Here is a 21,195-nt window from a genome sequence, read left to right as displayed (position 1 = left end):
CTGGACGATAACCAGTGTGCCCTGAACGGTACCGTCAACATTTTGGAGAGACTTATGGAGCTACCTGTCGTGGTCCGGCAGGCACTGGGTGATTCAGCGGCCGGTGTTTCCCTGCGTGATGTGAGTCAGGCCCGGGATGATGAATTGTTGCGTATGGTGCTACTCAGCGACGAACAGGGAAACCTTCAGGCCATCTGCCGACGGGGCGATATGCTTGATATCAATGCCCTGAATAAAGAGCTCGGCCGCGACCTGAGGGTGATGAAGCGGCGAGAACAGGTGCGGGTACGGGAACGCTCCGGCCTCACTGAACTGCCGGCGTTGCCGTCCCTGACGGGCTGGCCCACCGTGGTGGATACCAGGGTTGACGCGCAGGCTCATGTTGCCCTGGTGTTGGGTGAGCAGAACCTGTGCGTGGTGATGCCCGGCGATGAGTTCAAGGCGATTACCGCCGCTGCCGAGCGGAGGACATTTTCGGTGACGCCGGACTCCATTTCCGTCAACCTGGATAGCCCCGAACGTGACCGGGACCAGTTGCATTCCGCCATCCGGCGATTTACCACTCTGCGCATCCAGCAGCGCCTTGAAGATACCCTGGAGCTGCCTCCACTGCCCGAAACCGCACAACGGATCATTCATCTGCGGGTCAATCCCAATGCCGTCATGGGCGATCTGGTGGATGTTGTGGAGAGTGATCCCAGCCTGGCGGCCCAGGTGGTCAGTTGGGCGTCGTCATCGTTCTACGCGGCAGCCGGACAGGTGCGATCGGTACACGATGCAGTGTCACGGATTCTGGGATTCGATCTGGTGATGAACCTGGCCATGGGCCTCTCCCTCGGTCGCGCCCTGAAACAGCCCCAGGATCATCCCGAAGGTTACGTCGACTACTGGCAGCAGGCCATCTGGCAGGCCCAGTCTGCCGGCGTACTGGCCAGCATGATGCCCCGTGGTGAGCGCCCGGTGTTTGGCCTGGCATACCTTTCAGGGCTGCTGCATAACTTTGGCTACCTGGTTCTGGCTCAGGTATTCCCGCCACACTTCAAGCTGGTGTGCCGGGCCCTGGAAGCCAATCCCCATATGGACTCATCGCTGATCGAGCATTATCTGCTGGGTGTTACCCGGGAGCAGATTGCGGCCGAGCTGATGCAGAACTGGGGAATGCCGGACGAAGTCTGCCTGGCGATTCGCAACCAGAAAAACCCTGGCTATGAGGGCCCCCATGCGGTTTACGGAAAACTGTTATGGCTGGGACGACAATTGTTGACCCGCCGTGGTGTGGCACTCGGCGCCGGGGAGGAAGTGACCGCGGAATTTTACCAGTCGCTGGGGCTGGATCCACAGAAGGTTGAGGATCAGTTCGACGAACTTGTCCATAACAAGGACAGCATCATGGCCATGGCCGGGATGATGAACCAGTAACCACAAAAAAGCCGGCCCGAAGGCCGGCAAGCTCACCCGCTTGTTGCAGATCAAACCAAACGTGTTCAGGAGAAAACAATCAGAGACACTGCAGGGTCAGTGAAGGCAGCGCTCTGATTTAAACTTAGCCAATCCGATGGGAAATAAAAGCCCGCCGGGACCGGGTTTGGTGAGTGAACGAGGTGTCATGTACCTGTAACACGTGAAGAGATTGATTTGTAAAGCTAATCAAATCTTCAGGGGTAATATTCGTTTACAAAACGTTACAAAAATGGATACGGCGGTGACCCACAAGGAGTCGGAAGCCGGCGTGGGCCTGAACTAAAAAGGATGGCGGCGGATGGCCGTAGCCGCGCGCCGAATGGCATCGGCGTGCTTTTCTTCAACAGCCAGTCTTTCACGGTCCATCTTCTCTACGAATCTGGTTTCGGTTTCCTGGCGCGTCCGGTGCGTAGGCATGTGCTGGATCAGGTCATGCACTTCCTGAAAAACCCGGAAAGGCGGCTGCTCGAGCAGTTCCGGGGCCACGTGCTCCAGCAGCCCCTTGATACGCAGGCAAGCCTCAGAGTATTCCACCTGATCCTCTTCCACTGCCATTGCCAGAACCCGGATACTTTCCACCATGCTTTCCCGGCGTTCCTTCTGAAACGCTTCGGTTTTGGCCTGTCGTTTCCTGCCCTCCTGCAGCGTACGGGACTGGCGAGCGATAAACGCCACCAGTAAAGCGATAGCCAGCAGGCCGGCAATAATCAGCGTCCATTGAAGCCACGGGGGCATAGATTTCTCCGTTCAGGGGTTCAGGCCAGTTTGCGCGGGCGCTCCGAGCGCCATACTTTCACATTTACCGTCTGTCCGTTAAGTACGGATGTACCAACCAGCGGATCTGTTTGCTCGTCGCTGATGACGTCATTAATGCTGGCCCCCGCGTGTGCAACGGCGACCGACTGCCGGGTACCTTCACGATGGTGGCCCCAGCCATGGGGCACGGAAACCACACCTGCCATGATGTCGTCAGTAATTTCCACAGGCAATACAATCTTGCCGGCAGGCGAAGCAACCTCGGCCGAATCACCGGCCTGAAGCCCGCAACGGGAGGCGTCCTGAGGGTGCATCATCAGGGTACAGCGCTCTTTGCCTTTTACCAACCGCTGGCTATTGTGCATCCAGGAATTGTTGCTGCGAACGTGCCTGCGCCCGATCAGCAGCAGCCCGTCTGCCGGCGGGGCAGACAGCAGGGCATGCAAGCGGTCCAGATCATGCAGGTAGCGGCGCGGGGCCAGGTTGACCTTGCCATCACGGGTAAACAGCCGGCCAGGCATACAGGGGCGCAGGGGGCCCAGGTCTACCCCGTTGGGCAGCTGTTTCAGAGCATTGATTGAAAGCCCCTTGGGCAGATCCTGCCAGTGCCGGTTCAGCGGACTGAGTTTCGCAAGGCCGCGCAGAGGGTGGCGCTCCGGGAGAATGTCCATGACCAGGTCAATAGCCGGTTGTACCAGGCCACGGACACGGCCAACGTCGGCGCCGTAGGGTCCGGCCCGCAACATCATGTCGAGTATCGGGTCGGGTCCGATTTGTTTGAAGGCGCGCCAGCCCATTTCCGCCCGCACCGGCAGTTGCCCGCCTTTGCGCTTTTTCTCCAGGCGATGGGCAAGCTCCAGCAGTATCTGCCAGTCGTGGCGGGTATCCTTGCCGGCATCGAACAGGGCAGGGCTGTACTTGGCGGTGTTACGGACGGCGAACATGCTGAAAATCAGGTCGTAGTGACTGCGTTCAAGACCTGCGGTTGGCGGCAGTATGACATCTGCATGGCGGGTGGTTTCGTTGAGGTAGTAATCCACCGATACCATAAAATCCAGCCCGCTGAAGGCCTCATCAAGACGGGCACCGTTAGGGCTGGAGAGTACCGGGTTACCAGCCACGGTTACGAACGCACGGATCTGGCCCTCGCCGGGAGTCAGTATTTCGTCGGCCATGGTGCTGGAGGGGTATTCACCGCCAAACTCGGGCAACTTCTTCACCCGGCTGAACCGCTTGGCAAAATGCCCGCTCTGGCCGGCCAAGCCACCGAGGGCAACAAGATCGATCGCCGGCTGGGTGAACATTACGCCCCCGGTGCTGTCGAGTTTGCCCGTGAGAATGTTCAGTACATAGGCAAGCCAGGTGGCGACGCCGCCAAAGGCCTGGGTGCTGGTGCCCATGCGGGTGTAGAGAGCGGCTCGTTGAGTGGTGGCAAGCTGGCGGGCCAGATTGCGGATCTCCGCGGCTGGCATACCGGTCTGTTCTGTCACCGCTTCCGGTGTGAACCCGAGAGACGCAAGCCGGATCAGGTCCACATCCTTGGTAAAGGGTTCCGCGTGGCCGAGGTTCACCAGGTTTTCTTCAAAAAGGGTGTGCACCATTGCCATCAGTAGCAATGCGTCGGTGCCCGGGCGAATAAAATGAAACCCGTCGGCCAGTTTGCCGGTTTCAGTGCGGCGCGGATCCACCACCACCATTTTGCCACCGCGGCTTTTCAAGGCTTTCAGCCGGCCGCGGAAGTCCGGAACCGTCATCAGGCTGCCATTGGAGGCCATGGGATTGGCACCGATGCAGATAAACAGATCGGTGCGGTCTATATCCGGGATGGGAAACAGGATCTGGTGGCCGAACATTTCCAGGCTGGCCAGCATGTGAGGCAGCTGGTCGTTGGAAGTGGCGGAGAAACGGTTCTGGGTGCCCAAAGCCCGCAGGAACGGCATGGTTGCCACCAGCGAACCGTGGTTGTGAACGTTGGGGTTGCCCAGGTAGGCGCCAATGCTGTTGCGGCCGTGTTCCTTGCGCACGCTGTGCAGGCGGTCTGCCACCAGGTCAAAGGCGTCGTCCCATTCCATTTCCTGCCAGCCTTCGGCCGTTTTGCGTACCGGTTTGCGTAACCGTTCAGGGTCTTCGTGAAGGTCCTGCAGCGCTACGGCCTTGGGGCAGATATGGCCATGGCTTAACGGGTCGTCCTCATCGCCCTTGATGGAGGCGATATGGCCATCCTTTACCTCGATCGCAACGCCACACATGGCCTCACACAGGTGGCAGGTACGAAAGTGGGTGCCGTTTTCCATGGTTCTCTCTCCGGTATTTTTATTAACTATGTGCTCCGGCAATCGGGCAGGGTATTCCGAAACACGCTGTGAATACATCCCTGTACGCTCGGGCTCCGCCATCCCTGGCTCCGCACGGTTTCGGAATACCCTGCCCGATTGCCAGTCCAACTTGGGAGTTAGTTTCAATAGAAAACCAGATTAGCAGGAAATTCAAGCGAGGGGAAAACGGGTTCTTGGCTTAACCGGCCATAAAAAAGGCCAGCCCGAAGGCTGGCCATAAGTAGCGGAGCCTGAAGTTAGTACTCTGCCGGGATTTCTTTTATGGGGTTGGAGAGGAAGTTCAGATAAACGCCCTGTGGAGGAATTTCCAGGGGGATGGTTATATCACCACGCTCGGTTTCGGTGGATGAATCCACAAGACAGGTGAATATACCTGCGAATCCGCGTTCATCGATGCAGGCGGAGTATGAGAGGAACTCGCTAACGCCCGGTATTGTGACATTAACGTTGACATCGATTGGCGGTGCATTGCTATTGATTTGTGTGATCTGCATGCGCCCGTCATCAAAGAATACGATCGGTCCTTCCAGTACCAGGGTGAACTCCTTGCTGTACAAATTGTGTTCCAGTCCATCGTCGATCGGCAAATGCAGGTTTGGCGCATCCAGGGTGAGCTCAGCTGTAGTCTTGAAAACGGGGCCGCCGTCGTCACCTTCCACGATTTTACCTTCGACTAGCCCCATCGGGTTATCTTCAGTAGGCGTTCCGTAACGCATGCGTAGTATCTGCGGGCCGGTTGCCTGTTCGCCGAAACCTTCCAGAAATACGCTGGCAGAGCTGGTCGCAAGCATGGTCGGGTACAACAGAACGCGGACTCCAGCCTTGTTGCCTTCCGAATCTGTCGCAGGACCTATTACTTCAGTATTCAGACCGTAAGTTTGATAGATGAATTTATTGCGTGGGCAGCTTTCGTCTGCCGGGCAGCCTACACTCGCTCCAACTGCAATGCCCAGCGCATCTGCCTGCTTACCGATGACGGCCAGTTTCGCCGCGTTTGCAGAAGGCAGGAATTCACCATTACCGTCGGCCTCGTGGGTGAAAGGTTCGAGGCAGTCCTCACCTCCCAACGTTCCGCAATCGACTACATAGTTCGAGTTGGTATCGCGTATCGGAAGATTTCTCAGCGGAGTAAATACGGTTTCGGCTGCCGTGGTACCGCGGAAATAAATACTCATGTCCGGGCCACCAGACCTTTCCGGATCTACCAGTAGGTCGGTTTCAAGTGCAAGGCCATTCTCACCGCAGATAAAGTTGGATGTAGCGCCGGTCTGACATTGCCCCTGATCAGTCGAAGCCATCGTGTAGCGGTAAAACCCGTCGATCTCCCATGGCTCGTCCGGGTAAAACCGAATGCGCTGGTTGTTTTTCTCCAGGCGACCAGAAACTGCCTCTACCACTGCACCGCTTTCATCCACTTTCTCAACAACAAAGGTGTCGCCGTTACGGATCGAGTCCAGATTCATGGACTGAGAAAACACCACCACAATAGGTCGGTCTTCCGGCATGGTAGTTATTGGTAATTCGTCGCCTCGAGGGCCGTCAGGTGCGGCATCCACGCACTGGCCATGGCTGTCCTGGCTCAGATTTACCCCGGTTGTTACGCAGGGGTAGCCAGGGTGGGTGGTCAGTGCAATCGGCGACCGCTGGGTGACTGAGCCGTCTTCCAAATCCGGTAGCGCGAAGGTCAGGTCCTGAGACATGGCACCATTGCCTGTCAAGTCTGTCAGTGCGTTGCTGATTTGCACGGTGTAGGTAACGCCATGCTTCAGCCCACCTTCCGGATTCAGCACCAGGGCAGTTCCGTCCAGTTTGGCTTTGAGTGTGCCCTCGCCCGTGGTCAGCGGGGTGCCACCTTCGTCCAGAACGATGCCGTCGGCAATGGTTGCGCCGTCCAGCGGCTCATCGAAGTTCAGAATTACCGGATCACCCGGACGCTGCATGTCCTGGCGGGTAGGAGGCACAGCATTTTCCGGCCCCGGCATCCAGCTCACCAGTTGCGGGCCAGTGGTGTCCGCCAGTTCCTCATCGCGCTGGTCTGCGGCGTTGAGGGCGGATGTGGAATCGGTCGCGGCCTCGATGCGGAAAGCGATGGTGGAGTCGGTGAATTCCTGGCCCAGCAGGTTGGGTTCAACCATGCCGATGGCGTCGATGGTCAGCACGCCGTCTTCGACAATGGCAATACCGGTAAGCTCCACGCCGAGCAGGTCCTGTGACAGGGAGGCGTTTGGCTGTGCCTCTTCCGTATTCATGGAGACGTCCATGAACAGTTTGACGTGGCGCGGGGCGTTCATGTCATCGGTATAGGGGTTGGGCATCAGATAACCGGTTGCATCCGACAGCATGGTGACCTTGATGTTGCCGGTCTGCTGCATCTCGCCGGTGGCCGGGTCGATGACAGGCACACTACCGTTAATCTTCACATCCAGGCTGGTGCTGTTCAGCACGCTGCCTTTTGGCACCCGCAGGGGCAGGGGCTCATCGGCTTCGAAAGCGGGCGCATAGGCCAGTTCCGCGAACAGACCTCCGGTTTGCTGCGATGGCCCGGCGATGCCCTGCAATACGGAGTTCAGGGTAACGCCATTGATGAGCTGGCCATTGAGCCGGGAACGGCGGGCGCTGGCCTCGTCGTCACCGGCACCCAGTCCGGAATCGATAACTTCCTGGAAAAGCACAACGGTCGGGCTGGTGTCCCGTGGGGTTACTTCTTCGGTGAATTCGCCCAGGGTATCACCATGGATTCCTGGCAGATTCCGGACAGAAACGGTATAGGTCTCGCCGGAATTCAGAACGTCGTCTTCACGGCCACACAGTTGCGGGCTGTCGGCCAGGCACGGGTCGATGGTGATGTAGCGGCCATTGACCAGTACCGTTGCCGGTACTGTCTCACCATTGTTGTCCTTGAGTTCAATGACCCCACCTTGCTCTTTCCACTCGGGGTGTACCGCCTGAGTCAGGCGCAGTCGGAATGTGGAGAAATTCATTGGTTTGAACGTGCTGTCCGCGGACGGAATCATCTCCGCTACGGCGAACCCGGAATCAAGGTTATCCAGGGCGGCGATACCACTGAGGGCTCCGCGTGTGGTGAACTGGATGCCCTCGGCACCACTGGCGTTGGGTGTGCCGATACGTCGGTTGCCTTCCGCCTCAAGATCTTCGCTGAATTCGATGGTGTATTCGGTGCCAGGACGAAGTGTTTCGTTCGGCGAGATCCTCAGGCTTCGTCCCTGATCGACGCTCTCCGTCGAGAACGCAATGTCTGCATCGCCATCAGTAATGCGTATTTTGCCGTTCAGGTCGTTGTCGCTGAGCGCATTGGAAAACCGCAACACCAGATCGGCTTTCGGGCTGACCTCGCTCTGTCCGTCAGCGGGGTAGGAATAGACAACGGAGCCCGGTTTGGCGGGCTTGTTGACTGTCTGTTCATCACCCCCGCAGGCCGCAAGCAGCATCGCGGGTATCAGTGCCAGTGTCTTATTGTATTTCATGGCAAACCTCTCCTCAGAACTTCAGGGTGATGGAGCCGCTGATTACATGAATATCACCGTCGGCAGTTGTTTGGCGTTCGTTGCCGTCAAAGTCGACGATGGTGAAATCCCGATCCTGCAACTGCTGGTACTGGTAACCAATATCCAGGCGCACCGGATAAGCCAGCAGACGGGTGCGCTCGTAGGTGGCGCTGATACCCAGCCCGGCCACGATCTTGTCGGTATCCAGATAGTTAAGCTCGGGGTTGCGGGTGGTTTTCAGGGGCGACTCTTCGTAAGCCAGGCCGCCGCGAAGGGCAAAATTACGGCTTAACTGGTATTCGGCGCCGATGCGGGGAACCAGGGTGTCGTCGAAGCCGATGCGGTTGCCGGCACTGACATTCTCCTGGTCCTTGATGCTGTCGCCGGCGAATTCGTCTTCCAGCTCCGACCAGTTCTGCTGCTCGATGCTGCCACCGACACGCCAGCCGTCACCCTTGTATTGGGTGCCAATGGCGATGGTTTCCGGCTGGAAGGAATCAATGGTGGCAACCGCGAGGCTCAGGCCCGGATCCGGAATGGTCTGGGTAACGATGATGTTGGAGTCAACCGAAGTGGAAGCGGAGGACTTGGTGCGGTAGGTCAGCGCCGACTCCCAGCCATCCAGGAAGCAACTGCTGTCAGGGCAGAAGGTATCGCCCCACTTGATGGTGGTGCCCAGGATGGATTTAAGGGAAGGCTCAGCGTTAACCGCAAGCCGCTCGCGGCTGGTTTCCCCGCCAAGCGTGGACACTGCGTCCAGTTGTGCGGCCGCCTCCAGAGTCACGCGTACCGAAAAACCGCCCGAAATGCCACGCCAGAGCGGGGTGGCACCGCCGATATTCAGGAACAGGGGTTCCTTGCCGTACTGGAGATATTGGCCGGTTTCAGAGGTTTCGGAAGAGAAGGCCAGCATCTCTTTGCCATATTTCTCAACACCGGCAATAAAACCCAGGTAAATCGGGTGCTTGAAACGGGTCAGCGAGGCAAGGTTGGTTTTCATCCCGATCAGCACATGTTGGCTCGGTGAGTTCGAGACGATGTCGCCGTCTGCATCAGACCGGCTGGAGCGCAACTCCTGCTCCGCATGAAGAATGCCACCAGTGAGCTCACCGCGCTCGTCGCTAGTCAGGTAAGACGGGTTGTAATAAGTAGCCGATACCTGATCGTTGAACATGGACAGTGACTGAGCGGTTGCAACATCCACGGGCATAACGCCATAGCTAGTGCCCAGGTTGCCCATACTGGCAGAGGCGCTGAATGATAAGCCGGCAGAGGCGGCTGCAACGGCGAGCGTCAAAGCGCGCACAGAAAAGCGGGAGGTCGGGACCATGAAACACACTCCATTCGTTGGTCTTGTTATTGATCTTCGCCGTGCACCGGAGAGGTGACAGGGCTGACAACCATTGTTGGTACGTTTGTTCGAAAAGCAGTGTAGTGTTCTTGTCTTATCGGGACGTTGGCTTTCTTGACAGCTTTTGATGTCGCAATGACCACTTGCCAGTGAAAGATGATTTAAAAATGACCGAAATACAGAGTCTTATCAGGCCGGAAAGTGTTTTTTTCTGTTACGGGGAGTTGTGAACTGTTGCAGGTTTTCTGGGGGGAATAAAAAAGGCTCCCCCGCCGGGGAGCCTTGAGGTACTTGTGCTGGCTGTATAAAAAGCTGACAAGTTAGCTTGCGCGGGTTTTCCGGCGAGCCAGGGTGAGGCCAACAATGCCCAGGCCGAACAGTGCAAGTGTGCCGGGCTCAGGGACCTGAACGGAATCCTTGCCATACAGGTTCACGTGCGAAAGCCCTTGCCCGCCGCCGGCATTGTAGACCCAGTCGCCTGAGGAAATATCCGATACCAGTTCATAGACGAACCAGGTGTCTGGCTGATTCTGACCACCAAACTTGAAGCCAATGGCGATGGTGTCATAAATGTCCCAAACACTGCTGTCGAATGCCCAGGTCCCTGTTCCATCGCCCGCATCGCTGTATGTGAGGCCGTACATGGGCGTCGGGTTAGAGGCACCTTCGGATTTCTCGATAAACTGGTAGTCAGATCCAACACCATTCAGGAAATCGTCCTGAACAGCATTGTCTCCCTGGATGTTACCCAGACCGGAATCCAGACAAGCAGACGCCTGCGAGTCATCCATTGACATGTGATTAATAGTTGGGTCGGTGCAAATAATCGGCGCAGCCGTAACTGTGCCTGACATCATAAGCCCTGACGCCAGCGTGGCTGTCATCAGCGACCAAAGCTTTGCTTTCGTGTTCATCATCCTAGCTCCCGGTTAATATTCCTTACTTCTGCGGACGACAAGAAGCATGAACAATGCCATTACCGAAAACCGTCTTCTAAACAGCCATATGGGTGAGGCGCCTGGCGGCCAGTTTTTCACTGGTGTAAATTAAATCGACGTCAAGCCAGTCCATCCTCAAAGAGCGTTAACTGCTCAGTACAGACAGAACCCTTTGCGCATGCTCCGCCGTCTCACTCCCCAGGCTCGTCAGGTACCCGCCATCCTTCTGCGTGATCAGTCCCTTGGAATGAAGACGTTCAGCGGCCGCAACCATCTCCGGTGCAGCCGAGTGCTGGTGAACCTTGATGCCTTCCTGCGCGGAAGACAGGTCAAACATGGCAAGCAGGTTGAGTTCATCAATGTGGTGGGAAGAGAAGGGCATAATGCTTTCCTTGTGTTATTTTTAACGGACTTACATTAGTTGTATACGAAGCCAAAGTATTCAGCAACAACAGACACTCCACCGCAGGATGAAGACACGGATGTACACCCTTCATATTGCCAAAAAGAATTATTCGTCATGGTCGTTGCGGCCCTGGGTCCTGATGAAGGAGCTGGGCATTGCGTTCACCGTCGGAACCCTGCTGGCAGACCACCGACAATAACCACATTACTTAACCGGCCCGAGGAAACCCCAGGCATGATCAGTTGGGAAGACTTTGAGAACGTAGAGCTGCGAATCGGCACTATCATTGAAGTGAGCGAGTTCCCGGAAGCTCGCAAGCCAGCGTACAAGCTGAAAGTCGATTTCGGCCCGGAGGTAGGCATTCGCAAATCCAGTGCCCAGATCACGAATCTCTACGATCCTGAAAAGTTGCTGAGTAAGCAGGTACTCGCTGTGACCAACTTTCCGCCCAAACAGATTGGGCCTTTTATTTCAGAATGCCTGGTGACGGGGATCAAGACGGATGAAGGTGCGATAACGCTGGTGAGTACCGACCACAAGGTGAGCAACGGACAGCGGCTTATTTGAATATGGGAGGTGGTGGGCCAACCTTTCACCCATATAACCCAGTTAGATAAAGAAAATTCAAGGTATGCAGTTAGTGGTTGTGAATATATCCGCGCTTATACCCAAAATAAATAGCTTCTGCCCTCGTGCTACGTCAATTTTTTTTGCTTTGGCCTACTGACCCTGTGTTAGGTCGAGCCAGAGTTGGAAAAACCCGGCTCCGATGGTTGCTGTTTCCGTGGATAAACCTCATGTTCCCTGGCGTAGTCAGAGGGCGTGGAGCACTCCAATGAGGAAAGGGGGCTGGCATGGTAATAGGGCGTCCGCCACGCTTCGACTTTCTCCCGGGCGGCCGCCAGTGACAACAAACAGTTTGCGTTCAGACACTCCTGTCGTAGTCGCCCATTGAAGGATTCCACCGTCGCATTGTCAGTGGGCTTGCCCGGTTGTAAGAAAGCAATTTCAATCTTCCCCTCATGCGCCCAGCGGTAGGTGACTTTGCCGGCGACCTCCGAAGCGTTGTCAGTCTTGAAGTACGTCTGCTCTGTTTGAGCTATCCATCGAATTAACATGTGCTACGATAATACATGTTGTAAGTGTCTACGTTATTGTGTGCTGCCCGAAATTATAAGCAGTTATTGGTTTCGTGATTGGGCGCATGTTAGGCGACCGAGATTGTCCAGGCATGGCTGAGTTCGGAAAAAACTAACAAGAGGTTGACCATGGCCCAGCTTAATTTCTTTGCATTTTGCGTCATTATCTATTCGTGTCTTGTTTACCCTTTGCTTTTGGTTTTATTTGGCAAATGCTTTGGAAGGCCCAACCGCGAAGCTTTTGACTGTGAGCGTTGTGCATATACTGTCAGTCATATCGTTGCTGTGTTTAATGGCGCCAAATCTGTCAGTGAAAAAATTGAAGATATTTTAGCGACCGCGCCGTCGATTGCATTTTATGAACTAATCATTGTTACTGACGGTTGCACTGATAATACAGCTATGCTTGTGGCTGCTGATACGCGAGTGAGATTGATAGAGTTGCCGCATCGTGTAGGAAAAGAGGCTGCACTTATCGCAGGGGTTAAAGAAGCTGCTGGCGAGATCATTATATTTTCTGACCTTGGCACAAAAATCAAACCAGGGTCAGTTTCCACACTCCTGAATAACTTCTCGGAAAAGAAGGTCGGTGTTGTCGGCTCAGTGGATTGTGTCGCGGGAGACAGGTATTCCTTGGGCGCATTTTTCATCCGATTCGAAATGATGTTGCGAAGATACGAGAGTAAGCTTTCTTCGTGCGTAGGAGTCAGTGGCTCTTACTTCGCGGCTAGAAAACACTTATGCAAGAAGCTTAAGGGGCGAGGCTGTTCTGACCTTGATATTGCGATGATTGCAGTCAGAAGCGGGTATCGAGCATTGACCGATGAGAGAGTTAAAGGGTACTACTCTCCGGGAAAGACGTTCGTTGATGAGTTTGAACGGAAACAACGGACCATTGTGCATGGTATGTCTACCATATCTTCAAGCTTCGATCTGCTCGCTATGTCCAAGCATGGCTGGTTTTCGTGGCAGTTATTTAGCCATAAAATCCTTCGCTGGTTCACTGCAATTTGTGTGGTTTGGCTCACGATATACGTTGGCATTGAAGCAGTTATTATGGCTTCTTATCCTGTAGCTACCGTCGTGTTGGTGTTAGGTTTATTCCTACTGACGAGGAGGACAACTAAGTTGAGTAGTATAGGATTTTTAACTGCTTCTCTAACTGCCGTCCTTGGCGCCGTTTTCGCTCTTTTTACAGGTAAGCAGTATCGGATTTGGAAGCCTTCAAACAAATGAACTTAATGCGATTGAATTCAGAAGAGTCTTTCACGCAGGAATACACACAGTTGGCTTGCTATGGATTTATTCATCTCAAAAAAGTGCTGAGCACGGCTGCTTTAATTGAGGTTCGGCACGCCCTGGATTATGCATTTTCTGACGCTAGTTCTGGCCGAACCAATTCGCTTCTCGAGCATGGGGAAGCCGGTGATCACCTAGGTGCGATACAGGAAATGAATCACCTACTCAAGATCCTACCGGCGTTGAAGCGGTCGCCATTACTTGCCGAGTGTAATGATCTCGTAAATCGAATTCTGAGTCGGCGCACAATGCCATCTTTTGATCATGCAATCTACAAGCAGCCTATGAGCGGATCTGTACATTGGCATCAGGATCAAGCGTACAAAGATAAAGTAAAAAAGATGCAGAGTGTGCATGTCTGGATCCCGCTTCAAGATACTGTCCCTTCAATGGGATGTATGCAATACGTGCCCGGTTCACATCGACTTGGTAATTTAAGGCATCAACGGTCAGCTACAGCACATACTCTTTTTGCAAAATTAGACGGCCGAGCCTGTGAGGACGCTGTGCAGGTTACAGCTAGTCTGGGCGATGTAATCATCCACCTTCCGCAGACCCTTCACAGTAGCTTGCCCAACCACTCTGGTGAGATAAGAAAAGCGTGGATAGTGCACTTCAGTCCATATGGTTATTGGGAACCGTTATTACCTCAGAACCTCTTGTGGTACGCGCAGAAGAAAATGCGGTTGCTTTCTCTGGCTCTAGGGCGACGACTTGATGATCAAGAATCTGATAAATAGGAGTAGTCCGATTTTTTGTCGGGCACGATCCGGCCAATACAGACTCAACCTACTATCAGGCTGTGGTTTTTTTCAGTCGGCTTGGAAATCGACCAGGCAGAACGGGCATTCCTAGACCAATAACAAATCAACCGGCTACTCGATGAATGCAAAGCATTCTCTAATCCATCGGTTATTCCATGGTAATGCTCGGGCTGTCTTCGGGTGCGCAGTGATCCGTCACACTTCCGCTAGTTACTTCGTGATGAACGGTGGCCATATTCTGACTTTGCAGAAAGTTTGGGGCACTCTGATCTCAAGCTCACTATGCGGTATGCTCATTTAGCTCCAGATTTCCTTTAGAAAGTTCGAACCAAATTTCGTGCTGTTCATGAGATCATAATTATCCGTGTTCAAAACTAAGTAGTGGGAGTTCAAAGCCAATGAAGAAGTCTGTTTTCGTTATTTCGCTGACCTTGGGGCTTTCGTTATCACTTGGCTCATTTGCTTAGTCAGCGGGAGAGCGTCTCATTGAGGACATAATCTACGATGTCATCAATCGAACTGCTGAAACGGCGAGAGAAGAAGTTCGCCGTAAAACGGGAATTGACCCGCTAGATCGTGGCTATGGAGACAGGGACAACTACCGCCCGGCACCCTCTGATTTTCGAGATGAATCAATCGGTGAAGTCCGGTGCTTGGATAATGAATATGATCGCAAAGTTGCGAAGCTTGAAGGGGAGCTAGAGCGCGACTTGGATAAGGCAGAGTGAGAATTTCGCCGGGAGGCGGAGAAAGAAGATAAACCAGGGAAAGTCACAGATAAGCGCAGGAAGCTAGAAAAGAAAGTCGACAAGGCGTATAGGAAATTTGAGGAAAAGCTGCGCAAAGAGAATGATCGGTACGATCGAAAGCGTGAGCAAGTCTTGTCAAAGCATTACGAATAATACGGCGGGTGTTGACGTTTCGTTGACATCTGAGCTGGTGTTGACGGTTTTGAGGGGTGTAAGTCATTGAAAAATGGTGGGCCCACCTGGACTCGAACCAGGGACCAAAGGATTATGAGTCCTCTGCTCTAACCAACTGAGCTATAGGCCCTTTTGTCAGCGAATGCTGCTTAAAGGTTTGCTTTTCGGGGTGTTTCTCCCGGGCGGGAGCAACAAAGCGGGCGCCATTATACCGGTGAGGGGTGGCGCCCGCTACTGTTGTGGTGTTATCCGTTGCCCTGGTCGTCGATGAAGCCGCGCAGGTGGTCGGAGCGGGAAGGGTGGCGCAGTTTGCGCAGGGCCTTGGCTTCGATCTGGCGGATTCGCTCACGGGTCACGTCGAACTGTTTGCCCACTTCTTCCAGGGTGTGGTCGGTATTCATTTCAATACCGAAGCGCATGCGCAGCACCTTGGACTCGCGGGCGGTCAGGCCGGAGAGCACGGAGCGGGTGGCTTCGCGCAGGCCTTCGGCGGTAGCCGAGTCGACGGGTGACAGGGCCTGAATGTCTTCGATGAAGTCGCCCAGGTGGCTGTCTTCGTCATCACCGATCGGGGTTTCCATGGAGATCGGTTCTTTGGCGATCTTCAATACCTTGCGGATCTTGTCCTCGGGCATTTCCATGCGCTCGCCCAGCTCTTCCGGGGTGGGCTCACGGCCCATCTCCTGCAGCATCTGGCGGGAGATGCGGTTGAGCTTGTTGATGGTTTCGATCATGTGCACCGGAATACGGATGGTGCGGGCCTGGTCCGCAATAGAGCGGGTGATGGCCTGACGAATCCACCAGGTGGCGTAAGTGGAGAACTTGTAGCCACGGCGGTACTCGAACTTGTCGACGGCCTTCATCAGGCCGATGTTGCCTTCCTGGATCAGGTCCAGGAACTGCAGGCCGCGGTTGGTGTACTTCTTGGCAATGGAAATAACCAGACGCAGGTTGGCTTCCACCATTTCTTTCTTGGCACGGCGGGCCTTGGCTTCACCGATGGAAACGCGGCGGTTGATTTCCTTGATATCGGAAACGTCCAGATCCACTTCGGTCTGGATGTTGGCGATGCGCTTCTGCAGGCGGACGATTTCGTCGATGCGCTCGGCAATCAGCGGAGCGTAGGGCTTCTTGCTCTTGGAAATCTTCTCGGCCCAGTCAAGGCTGGTTTCGTTGCCCGGGAACGTCTTGATGAAATCCTTGCGTGGCATCTTGCACTCGCGTACGCAGATTTTCATGATCGCACGCTCGTTTTCACGGACCAGGTCGTTGGTGGAGCGGACCACGTTCACCAGCTCATCAAACGCCTTGTTACCCAACTTGAACGGTGCGAATACCTGACCAAGCTCGTTCAGGGCTTCCTGGGTTTTCTTGTGGCCACGGCCGTATTTGACCAGGCACTCGTCGGCGGCGTCGAGCTTTTCTTTCAGCAGCTCGAAGCGCAGGCGGGTTTCTTCCGGATCCGGACCGCTCTCGGTTTCTTCTTCGCTGTCGTCATCGTCATCGTCGTCGGATGAATCGTCAGAGCTGCTGGACGTGTCCGGGGTGTTGTCTTCGTCCATGAACGGCTCGGCGCCGTCCGGGTCGAGGAAGCCGGATACGATGTCGCTGAGGCGGCCTTCGTTCTCGATGATGCGGTCGTAGGCCTGGATAACGGTGCCGGTGATGCCGGGGAAGTGTGCAACGGCGGCCATCACATCGCGGATACCTTCCTCGATGCGCTTGGCAATGACGATTTCGCCTTCACGGGTCAGCAGTTCCACGGTGCCCATTTCCCGCATGTACATGCGGACGGGGTCGGTGGTGCGGCCGGCGTCGGATTCTACGGCAGCGAGTGCGGCAGCGGCTTCTGCGGCAGCGGCTTCGTCGGCGGTGGAATCGCCGTCGGTCATCAGAAGCGTGTCTGCGTCCGGTGCAACTTCCGACACCTGAATGCCCATGTCGTTGATCATGCGAATGATGTCTTCGACCTGGTCCGGGTCAGCTATGTCTTCCGGGAGGTGGTCATTTACCTCGGCGTAAGTCAGGTAACCTTGCTCTTTGCCTCGTGCAATGAGATCTTTTAAACGTGATTTCTGCGAATTGCCTGACATAGACACCCTGTGGACTCGCTGGTAAAAGTAAAAAAGTTAAACAGCCATTATAGCTGTCACGCTATTGCTCTGCCACCGGATGGTTAGATGGTGATCAACACTGCAAGTTTCAAGTGCAGTGCCGTCTCCGGCTGCAGTTTTTGCGTTTTCCGGCCCGCCGGCCCTGTTTCTGGTGCAGCTCAGTCGTCGTTCTGGCCGCTGAGTGCTTTCAGTTCCTGCCGCTCCTCGGCGGTGAGGTCGGCAAGGCTGCGTTTTTCCGACAGCAGGGACGCCAGCCGTTGCTTGCGTGCCACCTCCTGATTCGGATTCAGCATCTCCCGGGCACCTGCCAGGGTCTGCTCCCGTGCCGGCACGTGTTCAATGCCGTCGAACAGACCGTAGAACTGTTCCCTGGCCCGCTTGTCCGTGGCCAGTTGGCGAGTCAGGGAGCGCCGGTTTGCGATGGCGTTCTCCAGAATCCAGCCGGCAAACTGGCCCGCCTGCCGGTACTGGCGGCTGCTCCTGCTCAGTTCGGCAATTTCGCTGGCCATGTCCGGTGCTTCCAGCAGGGCCAGGCAAAGCTGGGTATCCTTGCTGAGTTTTACGTCAATCCGTTGTTCCTGTACCCGGCGTTCGCCGTATCCACCCTTGCCGTTCTGTTGGCGGCGGTTCTGCCAGTCACCGCGGTTGGTCCCGCACAGTCTCAGCATCTCATGCCACATGGCATCCCTGAGGGTGCTGCGGGGCATTTTCTTGAGCAGCGGCTCTACCCGCGCCTTCAACTCACCCCGGTCTTCCGGCAGCGTCAGGTCCAGCCCCTCGCTCTGCCGGTTAAACAGGTAGCGCGACAGGGGCGTGGCACCGTCGATGCGCTTCTGGAACGCGTCCGCGCCTTCTTTGCGTACCAACGTGTCCGGGTCTTCACCGTCAGGCATCATCAGGAACTGCAGATGCAGCCCGTCGGTCAGCAATTCCAGGGCGTTTTCCATCGCCTTGTCTGCCGCGCGGTAACCGGCCTGGTCGCCGTCGAAACAGAACACCAGATGGCGCACCTGTTTCAGCAGGGCTGACAGGCTGTCCTGGTTTGTCGCCGTGCCCAGTGTCGCCACTGCGAAGTGGATGCCGTTCTGCGCCAGGGCAATGACATCCATATACCCTTCCACCACCAGCAGCTTGTCCAGCTGGCGGATCGACTGCTTGGCTTCGTAAAGGCCGTAAATCTCGCGGCTTTTATGAAAGACATCAGACTCCGGAGAGTTGATGTACTTGGCCTTGTCGTCACCCAGGGTGCGTCCGCCAAAGGCAATGGTCCGGCCGCGGCTGTTGCGGATCGGGAACATCACCCGGTTGCGGAACAAATCCCGTGGCCGGCCGTAACGGTCGGAGACGGTACCGGTTTCAATCAGTGGCCCCTGAAGGTCTTTGCTGGCGCTGTCAAAAAGTGCTGTGCCGGTGCCGGGGGCATAGCCCAGCATGTACTGTTCGATAATGGTGTCGTCCAGGCCCCGTTGTTTCAGGTAGTCCCGGGCGAATTCACCTTGCTGGCCCCGGAGCGCGGCCTGGTAGAAGCGGCTGGCATAATCCAGGGCATCTGTCAGTGTTCGCGCCTGTTGCATTTCCTGGCGCGCGCTCTGGTCGTAGGGCACTTCCATGCCGGCTCGCCGGGCCAGTTCCTCGACCGCGTCGGTGAACCCCAGGCCGTCGAACTCGCGAACAAAGCTGATGGCATCACCATGGGCGCCACAGCCAAAGCAGTGGTAAAAGCCCTTGTCCGGCCGAACGTTGAAAGACGGCGTTTTTTCATCATGGAAGGGGCAGCGGGCCTTGTAGTTGCCGCCGGCCTTTTTCAGGGTGATACGTGATCCGATCAGCTCGGCCAGGTCTATCCTGTCGAGCAGGTCTTCAACAAAGCGTTGTGGGATCAGTCCACTCATGATGTCTCCGGTCGCGCGGAAAATGCCGGGCCTGCAAGTACAGCCAAAAATGCCGCCGAAGCCAGGCCTCGGCGGCATTTGGGTATCGCTCTGTGCAACCTGCGGCTATACAGGCGATTATAGGCTTGCAGTCAAGCGGCGTCCGGGTAAAGCTTAGTACAGACGCTCGAACTTGCGCTGTTCCCGCTGAAGCTTCTTGAGATGACGCTTGACGGCTGCAGCTGCCTTGCGCTTACGCACGGCTGTCGGCTTCTCGTAGTGCTCACGGCGACGTACTTCCGACAACACGCCTGCTTTTTCGCAGGAGCGCTTGAAGCGACGAAGGGCTACGTCAAACGGTTCATTCTCTTTCACTTTAACAGCTGGCATTCGAAAATCACCTACCTGATTGATTCGGTTTCTGTTTTGTCTGATCGACCGGTCTGTCAAATCGACTCGATACCTGGCCAGATTGGCTAAAACTCGACCAGTGCTTATTTAAGGCCGGCAATGATAGCGCTTGCCCATGGCCAAGGTCAATGTTTGTTCGATGAAACTGACGGGGGCTTTCGGGTTTCTGCTAAAATGCTTCGCTGTATTCTACCAGCCTGGAGTTGTGGCCCTTATTTATGCTGATTCTCGGTATTGAAACCTCCTGTGATGAAACCGGTGTTGCCCTGTATGACAGTGAACAGGGCCTGCTGGCACATGCCCTGTTCAGTCAGATTGCCATGCATGCGGACTACGGCGGTGTGGTGCCGGAACTGGCGTCCCGCGACCACGTTCGCAAGTTGTTGCCGTTGTGCGACCAGGTGCTGGCAGACGCCGGCAAGGTTCGCAGCGATATCGAGGGCATTACCTATACGGCGGGCCCGGGTCTGGTGGGTGCGCTAATGGTAGGCGGGTCCGTGGCCCATGCCCTGGGGTTTGCGCTCGGGGTGCCGGTGCTGGGAGTTCATCATATGGAAGGCCACCTGCTGGCGCCAATGCTGGAGGAGAATCCCCCGGCGTTTCCCTTTGTCGCCTTGCTGGTTTCCGGTGGGCATACGCAGTTGGTTCTGGTCAATGGCATTGGCGAGTACGAAATGCTGGGTGAGTCCGTGGATGACGCGGCTGGTGAAGCGTTCGACAAAACCGCCAAGATGCTGGGGCTGGACTATCCTGGCGGGCCAAGGGTGGCGGCGCTGGCAGAGAAGGGCACGCCAGGGCGCTATCGTTTCCCGCGCCCGATGACCGACCGGCCGGGGCTGGATTTCAGTTTCAGCGGGCTGAAGACCTTCACTCTCAATACCGTGACAGCCGCAGAAAAGGCCGGTGGCCTGGATGAGCAGACCCGTGCAGACATCGCTCTGGCTTTCGAGGCAGCAGTGGTGGACACCCTCACCATCAAGTGCCGCCGCGCCCTGGAACAGACCGGCAGCAAACGCCTGGTGATTGCCGGTGGTGTAAGCGCCAACAAGCGGCTGCGGGCAGGGCTGGAGAAAATGACGGACAAACTTCGCGCCGGTGTATTCTACGCCCGCCCCGAGTTCTGCACCGATAACGGCGCCATGATTGCCTATGCCGGTTGTCAGCGCATGAAAGCGGGGCAGCAGGATGGTGACCGGATCGTGGCGGTGCCGCGCTGGCCCATGAACACCCTGCCGCCGGTGGGTGAGCCGCGGGCGAACGGGCTCGTGGACTAGAACCCCGGTTCCCGGCCCTGGGCCATACGAATCAGGTTGTTGCGGTGGCGCACCACGATCAGTATCGCCAGCAGGCCAAACAACGGCAGGGTGTCCGGCTCGATCAGCGCACTGATAATCGGGCCGCTGACAATGGCAATGATGGAAGCCAGCGCGGAAATTCTCCAGCGCCACATCACCAGCGCCCAGATGGCGGCCAGCATCAGTGTGGTGACCGGCGCCAGTGCCAGGCCCGCCCCCAGCGCCGTGGCCACGCCTTTCCCGCCTTTGAAGCGATAGAACAGCGGAATCATGTGCCCGGTTACCGCGCACAGCGCCACTATGGCCTGGGAGAGAATGGTCAGGTCTGCCTGGTGGGCCAGCCATACCGGCAGCCATCCCTTGGCCGCGTCCAGCACCAGTGTCATTGCCGCCGGTGGCCAGCCGCCAGCACGGTAGACGTTGGTGGCGCCGGGGTTACCCGAGCCCAGGGCTCGTGGGTCAGGCAGGTGCCATGCCCGGCAGACCGGCAGCGCAAACAGCACTGAGCCCGCCAGATAGGCGAGGGCGCAGAGCAGAACTGTCAGTACCGGGTCACTCAGATAACTCATCAGCGGTGTTCACTGGCAAAGTGGTAAAGACGCAAAGACGCGTGCTGGTCATTTGT

General features: G+C 56.1%; 17 protein-coding genes, 1 tRNA gene and 1 pseudogene. 7 read left to right on the top strand and 12 right to left on the bottom strand.

Going from position 1 to position 21,195, the window contains the following annotated elements:
* Positions 1-54 precede the first annotated feature (54 nt).
* Positions 55-1,419 carry an HDOD domain-containing protein gene (locus tag QPL94_RS18365; RefSeq protein ID WP_285359388.1) on the top strand — a complete coding sequence of 455 codons (1,365 nt, stop codon included), beginning with the start codon at positions 55-57 and terminating at the stop codon, positions 1,417-1,419.
* A 321-nt stretch (positions 1,420-1,740) separates the two neighbouring features.
* On the opposite strand, the gene QPL94_RS18360 is transcribed toward QPL94_RS18365, so the two are convergent.
* From QPL94_RS18360 to QPL94_RS18335, 6 genes are all read right to left on the bottom strand, one after another.
* Positions 1,741-2,196 (bottom strand): DUF2489 domain-containing protein, encoded by a 456-nt coding sequence (locus QPL94_RS18360; RefSeq protein WP_285359387.1) that lies wholly within the window; start codon positions 2,194-2,196, stop codon positions 1,741-1,743.
* Positions 2,197-2,216: 20 nt separating this feature from the next.
* The gene (locus QPL94_RS18355; RefSeq protein WP_285359386.1) at positions 2,217-4,511 is read right to left on the bottom strand and encodes a molybdopterin-dependent oxidoreductase; all 2,295 of its coding nucleotides are present in this window, start codon (positions 4,509-4,511) and stop codon (positions 2,217-2,219) included.
* Between the two features lie 278 nt (positions 4,512-4,789).
* Positions 4,790-8,038 carry an Ig-like domain-containing domain gene (locus QPL94_RS18350; protein ID WP_285359385.1) on the bottom strand — a complete coding sequence of 1,083 codons (3,249 nt, stop codon included), beginning with the start codon at positions 8,036-8,038 and terminating at the stop codon, positions 4,790-4,792.
* A gap of 13 nt (positions 8,039-8,051) precedes the next feature.
* Entirely contained in the window at positions 8,052-9,389 is a 1,338-nt protein-coding gene (gene aupA / locus QPL94_RS18345) for an alkane uptake protein AupA (RefSeq protein WP_285359384.1), read from the bottom strand.
* Positions 9,390-9,730: 341 nt separating this feature from the next.
* Positions 9,731-10,201, bottom strand: coding sequence for a PEP-CTERM sorting domain-containing protein (locus QPL94_RS18340; protein WP_285359383.1), 471 nt, complete (start codon positions 10,199-10,201; stop codon positions 9,731-9,733).
* A 292-nt stretch (positions 10,202-10,493) separates the two neighbouring features.
* Positions 10,494-10,730, bottom strand: a complete 237-nt coding sequence (locus QPL94_RS18335; protein WP_285359382.1) for a TIGR02647 family protein — start codon at positions 10,728-10,730, stop codon at positions 10,494-10,496.
* A gap of 100 nt (positions 10,731-10,830) precedes the next feature.
* On the opposite strand from QPL94_RS18335, the gene QPL94_RS18330 reads away from it, so the two are divergent.
* Together QPL94_RS18330 and QPL94_RS18325 are read left to right on the top strand one after the other, a co-directional pair.
* Positions 10,831-10,953, top strand: a complete 123-nt coding sequence (locus QPL94_RS18330; protein ID WP_285359381.1) for a thioredoxin domain-containing protein — start codon at positions 10,831-10,833, stop codon at positions 10,951-10,953.
* Positions 10,954-10,988: 35 nt separating this feature from the next.
* Positions 10,989-11,321 (top strand): tRNA-binding protein, encoded by a 333-nt coding sequence (locus QPL94_RS18325; protein ID WP_285359380.1) that lies wholly within the window; start codon positions 10,989-10,991, stop codon positions 11,319-11,321.
* A 167-nt stretch (positions 11,322-11,488) separates the two neighbouring features.
* Here the strand turns inward: QPL94_RS18325 and QPL94_RS21440 are convergent, their stop codons facing one another.
* Positions 11,489-11,872 (bottom strand): integrase core domain-containing protein, encoded by a 384-nt coding sequence (locus tag QPL94_RS21440; protein WP_350310653.1) that lies wholly within the window; start codon positions 11,870-11,872, stop codon positions 11,489-11,491.
* 150 nt (positions 11,873-12,022) lie between these two features.
* On the opposite strand from QPL94_RS21440, the gene QPL94_RS18320 reads away from it, so the two are divergent.
* From QPL94_RS18320 to QPL94_RS18310, 3 genes and pseudogenes are all read left to right on the top strand, one after another.
* Positions 12,023-13,129: a glycosyltransferase gene (locus tag QPL94_RS18320; protein ID WP_285359379.1), complete on the top strand. Its 1,107-nt coding sequence runs from the start codon at positions 12,023-12,025 to the stop codon at positions 13,127-13,129.
* The gene (locus tag QPL94_RS18315; RefSeq protein ID WP_285359378.1) at positions 13,108-13,932 is read left to right on the top strand and encodes a phytanoyl-CoA dioxygenase family protein; all 825 of its coding nucleotides are present in this window, start codon (positions 13,108-13,110) and stop codon (positions 13,930-13,932) included. The genes QPL94_RS18320 and QPL94_RS18315 overlap by 22 nt, the downstream gene beginning before the upstream one ends.
* A gap of 211 nt (positions 13,933-14,143) precedes the next feature.
* A pseudogene (locus QPL94_RS18310) lies at positions 14,144-14,274 on the top strand (tyrosine-type recombinase/integrase); the annotation flags it as partial.
* Positions 14,275-14,932: 658 nt separating this feature from the next.
* Here the strand turns inward: QPL94_RS18310 and QPL94_RS18305 are convergent.
* From QPL94_RS18305 to rpsU, 4 genes are all read right to left on the bottom strand, one after another.
* Positions 14,933-15,009 (bottom strand) — tRNA-Ile (locus QPL94_RS18305).
* A gap of 115 nt (positions 15,010-15,124) precedes the next feature.
* Entirely contained in the window at positions 15,125-16,972 is a 1,848-nt protein-coding gene (gene rpoD, locus QPL94_RS18300) for an RNA polymerase sigma factor RpoD (protein ID WP_285359377.1), read from the bottom strand.
* 179 nt (positions 16,973-17,151) lie between these two features.
* Entirely contained in the window at positions 17,152-18,885 is a 1,734-nt protein-coding gene (gene dnaG / locus QPL94_RS18295) for a DNA primase (protein WP_285359376.1), read from the bottom strand.
* Positions 18,886-19,038: 153 nt separating this feature from the next.
* Positions 19,039-19,254, bottom strand: a complete 216-nt coding sequence (gene rpsU, locus QPL94_RS18290) for a 30S ribosomal protein S21 (RefSeq protein WP_007153483.1) — start codon at positions 19,252-19,254, stop codon at positions 19,039-19,041.
* Between the two features lie 239 nt (positions 19,255-19,493).
* On the opposite strand from rpsU, the gene tsaD reads away from it, so the two are divergent.
* On the top strand, positions 19,494-20,549 hold the full coding sequence (gene tsaD / locus QPL94_RS18285; protein WP_285359375.1) for a tRNA (adenosine(37)-N6)-threonylcarbamoyltransferase complex transferase subunit TsaD: 1,056 nt from the start codon (positions 19,494-19,496) through the stop codon (positions 20,547-20,549).
* Here the strand turns inward: tsaD and plsY are convergent.
* Positions 20,546-21,139: a glycerol-3-phosphate 1-O-acyltransferase PlsY gene (gene plsY, locus QPL94_RS18280; protein WP_285359374.1), complete on the bottom strand. Its 594-nt coding sequence runs from the start codon at positions 21,137-21,139 to the stop codon at positions 20,546-20,548. The genes tsaD and plsY overlap by 4 nt on opposite strands.
* Positions 21,140-21,195 lie beyond the last annotated feature (56 nt).

The sequence above is a fragment of the Marinobacter sp. SS13-12 genome, from assembly GCF_030227115.1.
Classification (GTDB): Bacteria; Pseudomonadota; Gammaproteobacteria; order Pseudomonadales; family Oleiphilaceae; genus Marinobacter.
This window is presented reverse-complemented; position numbering and strand designations above follow the sequence as displayed.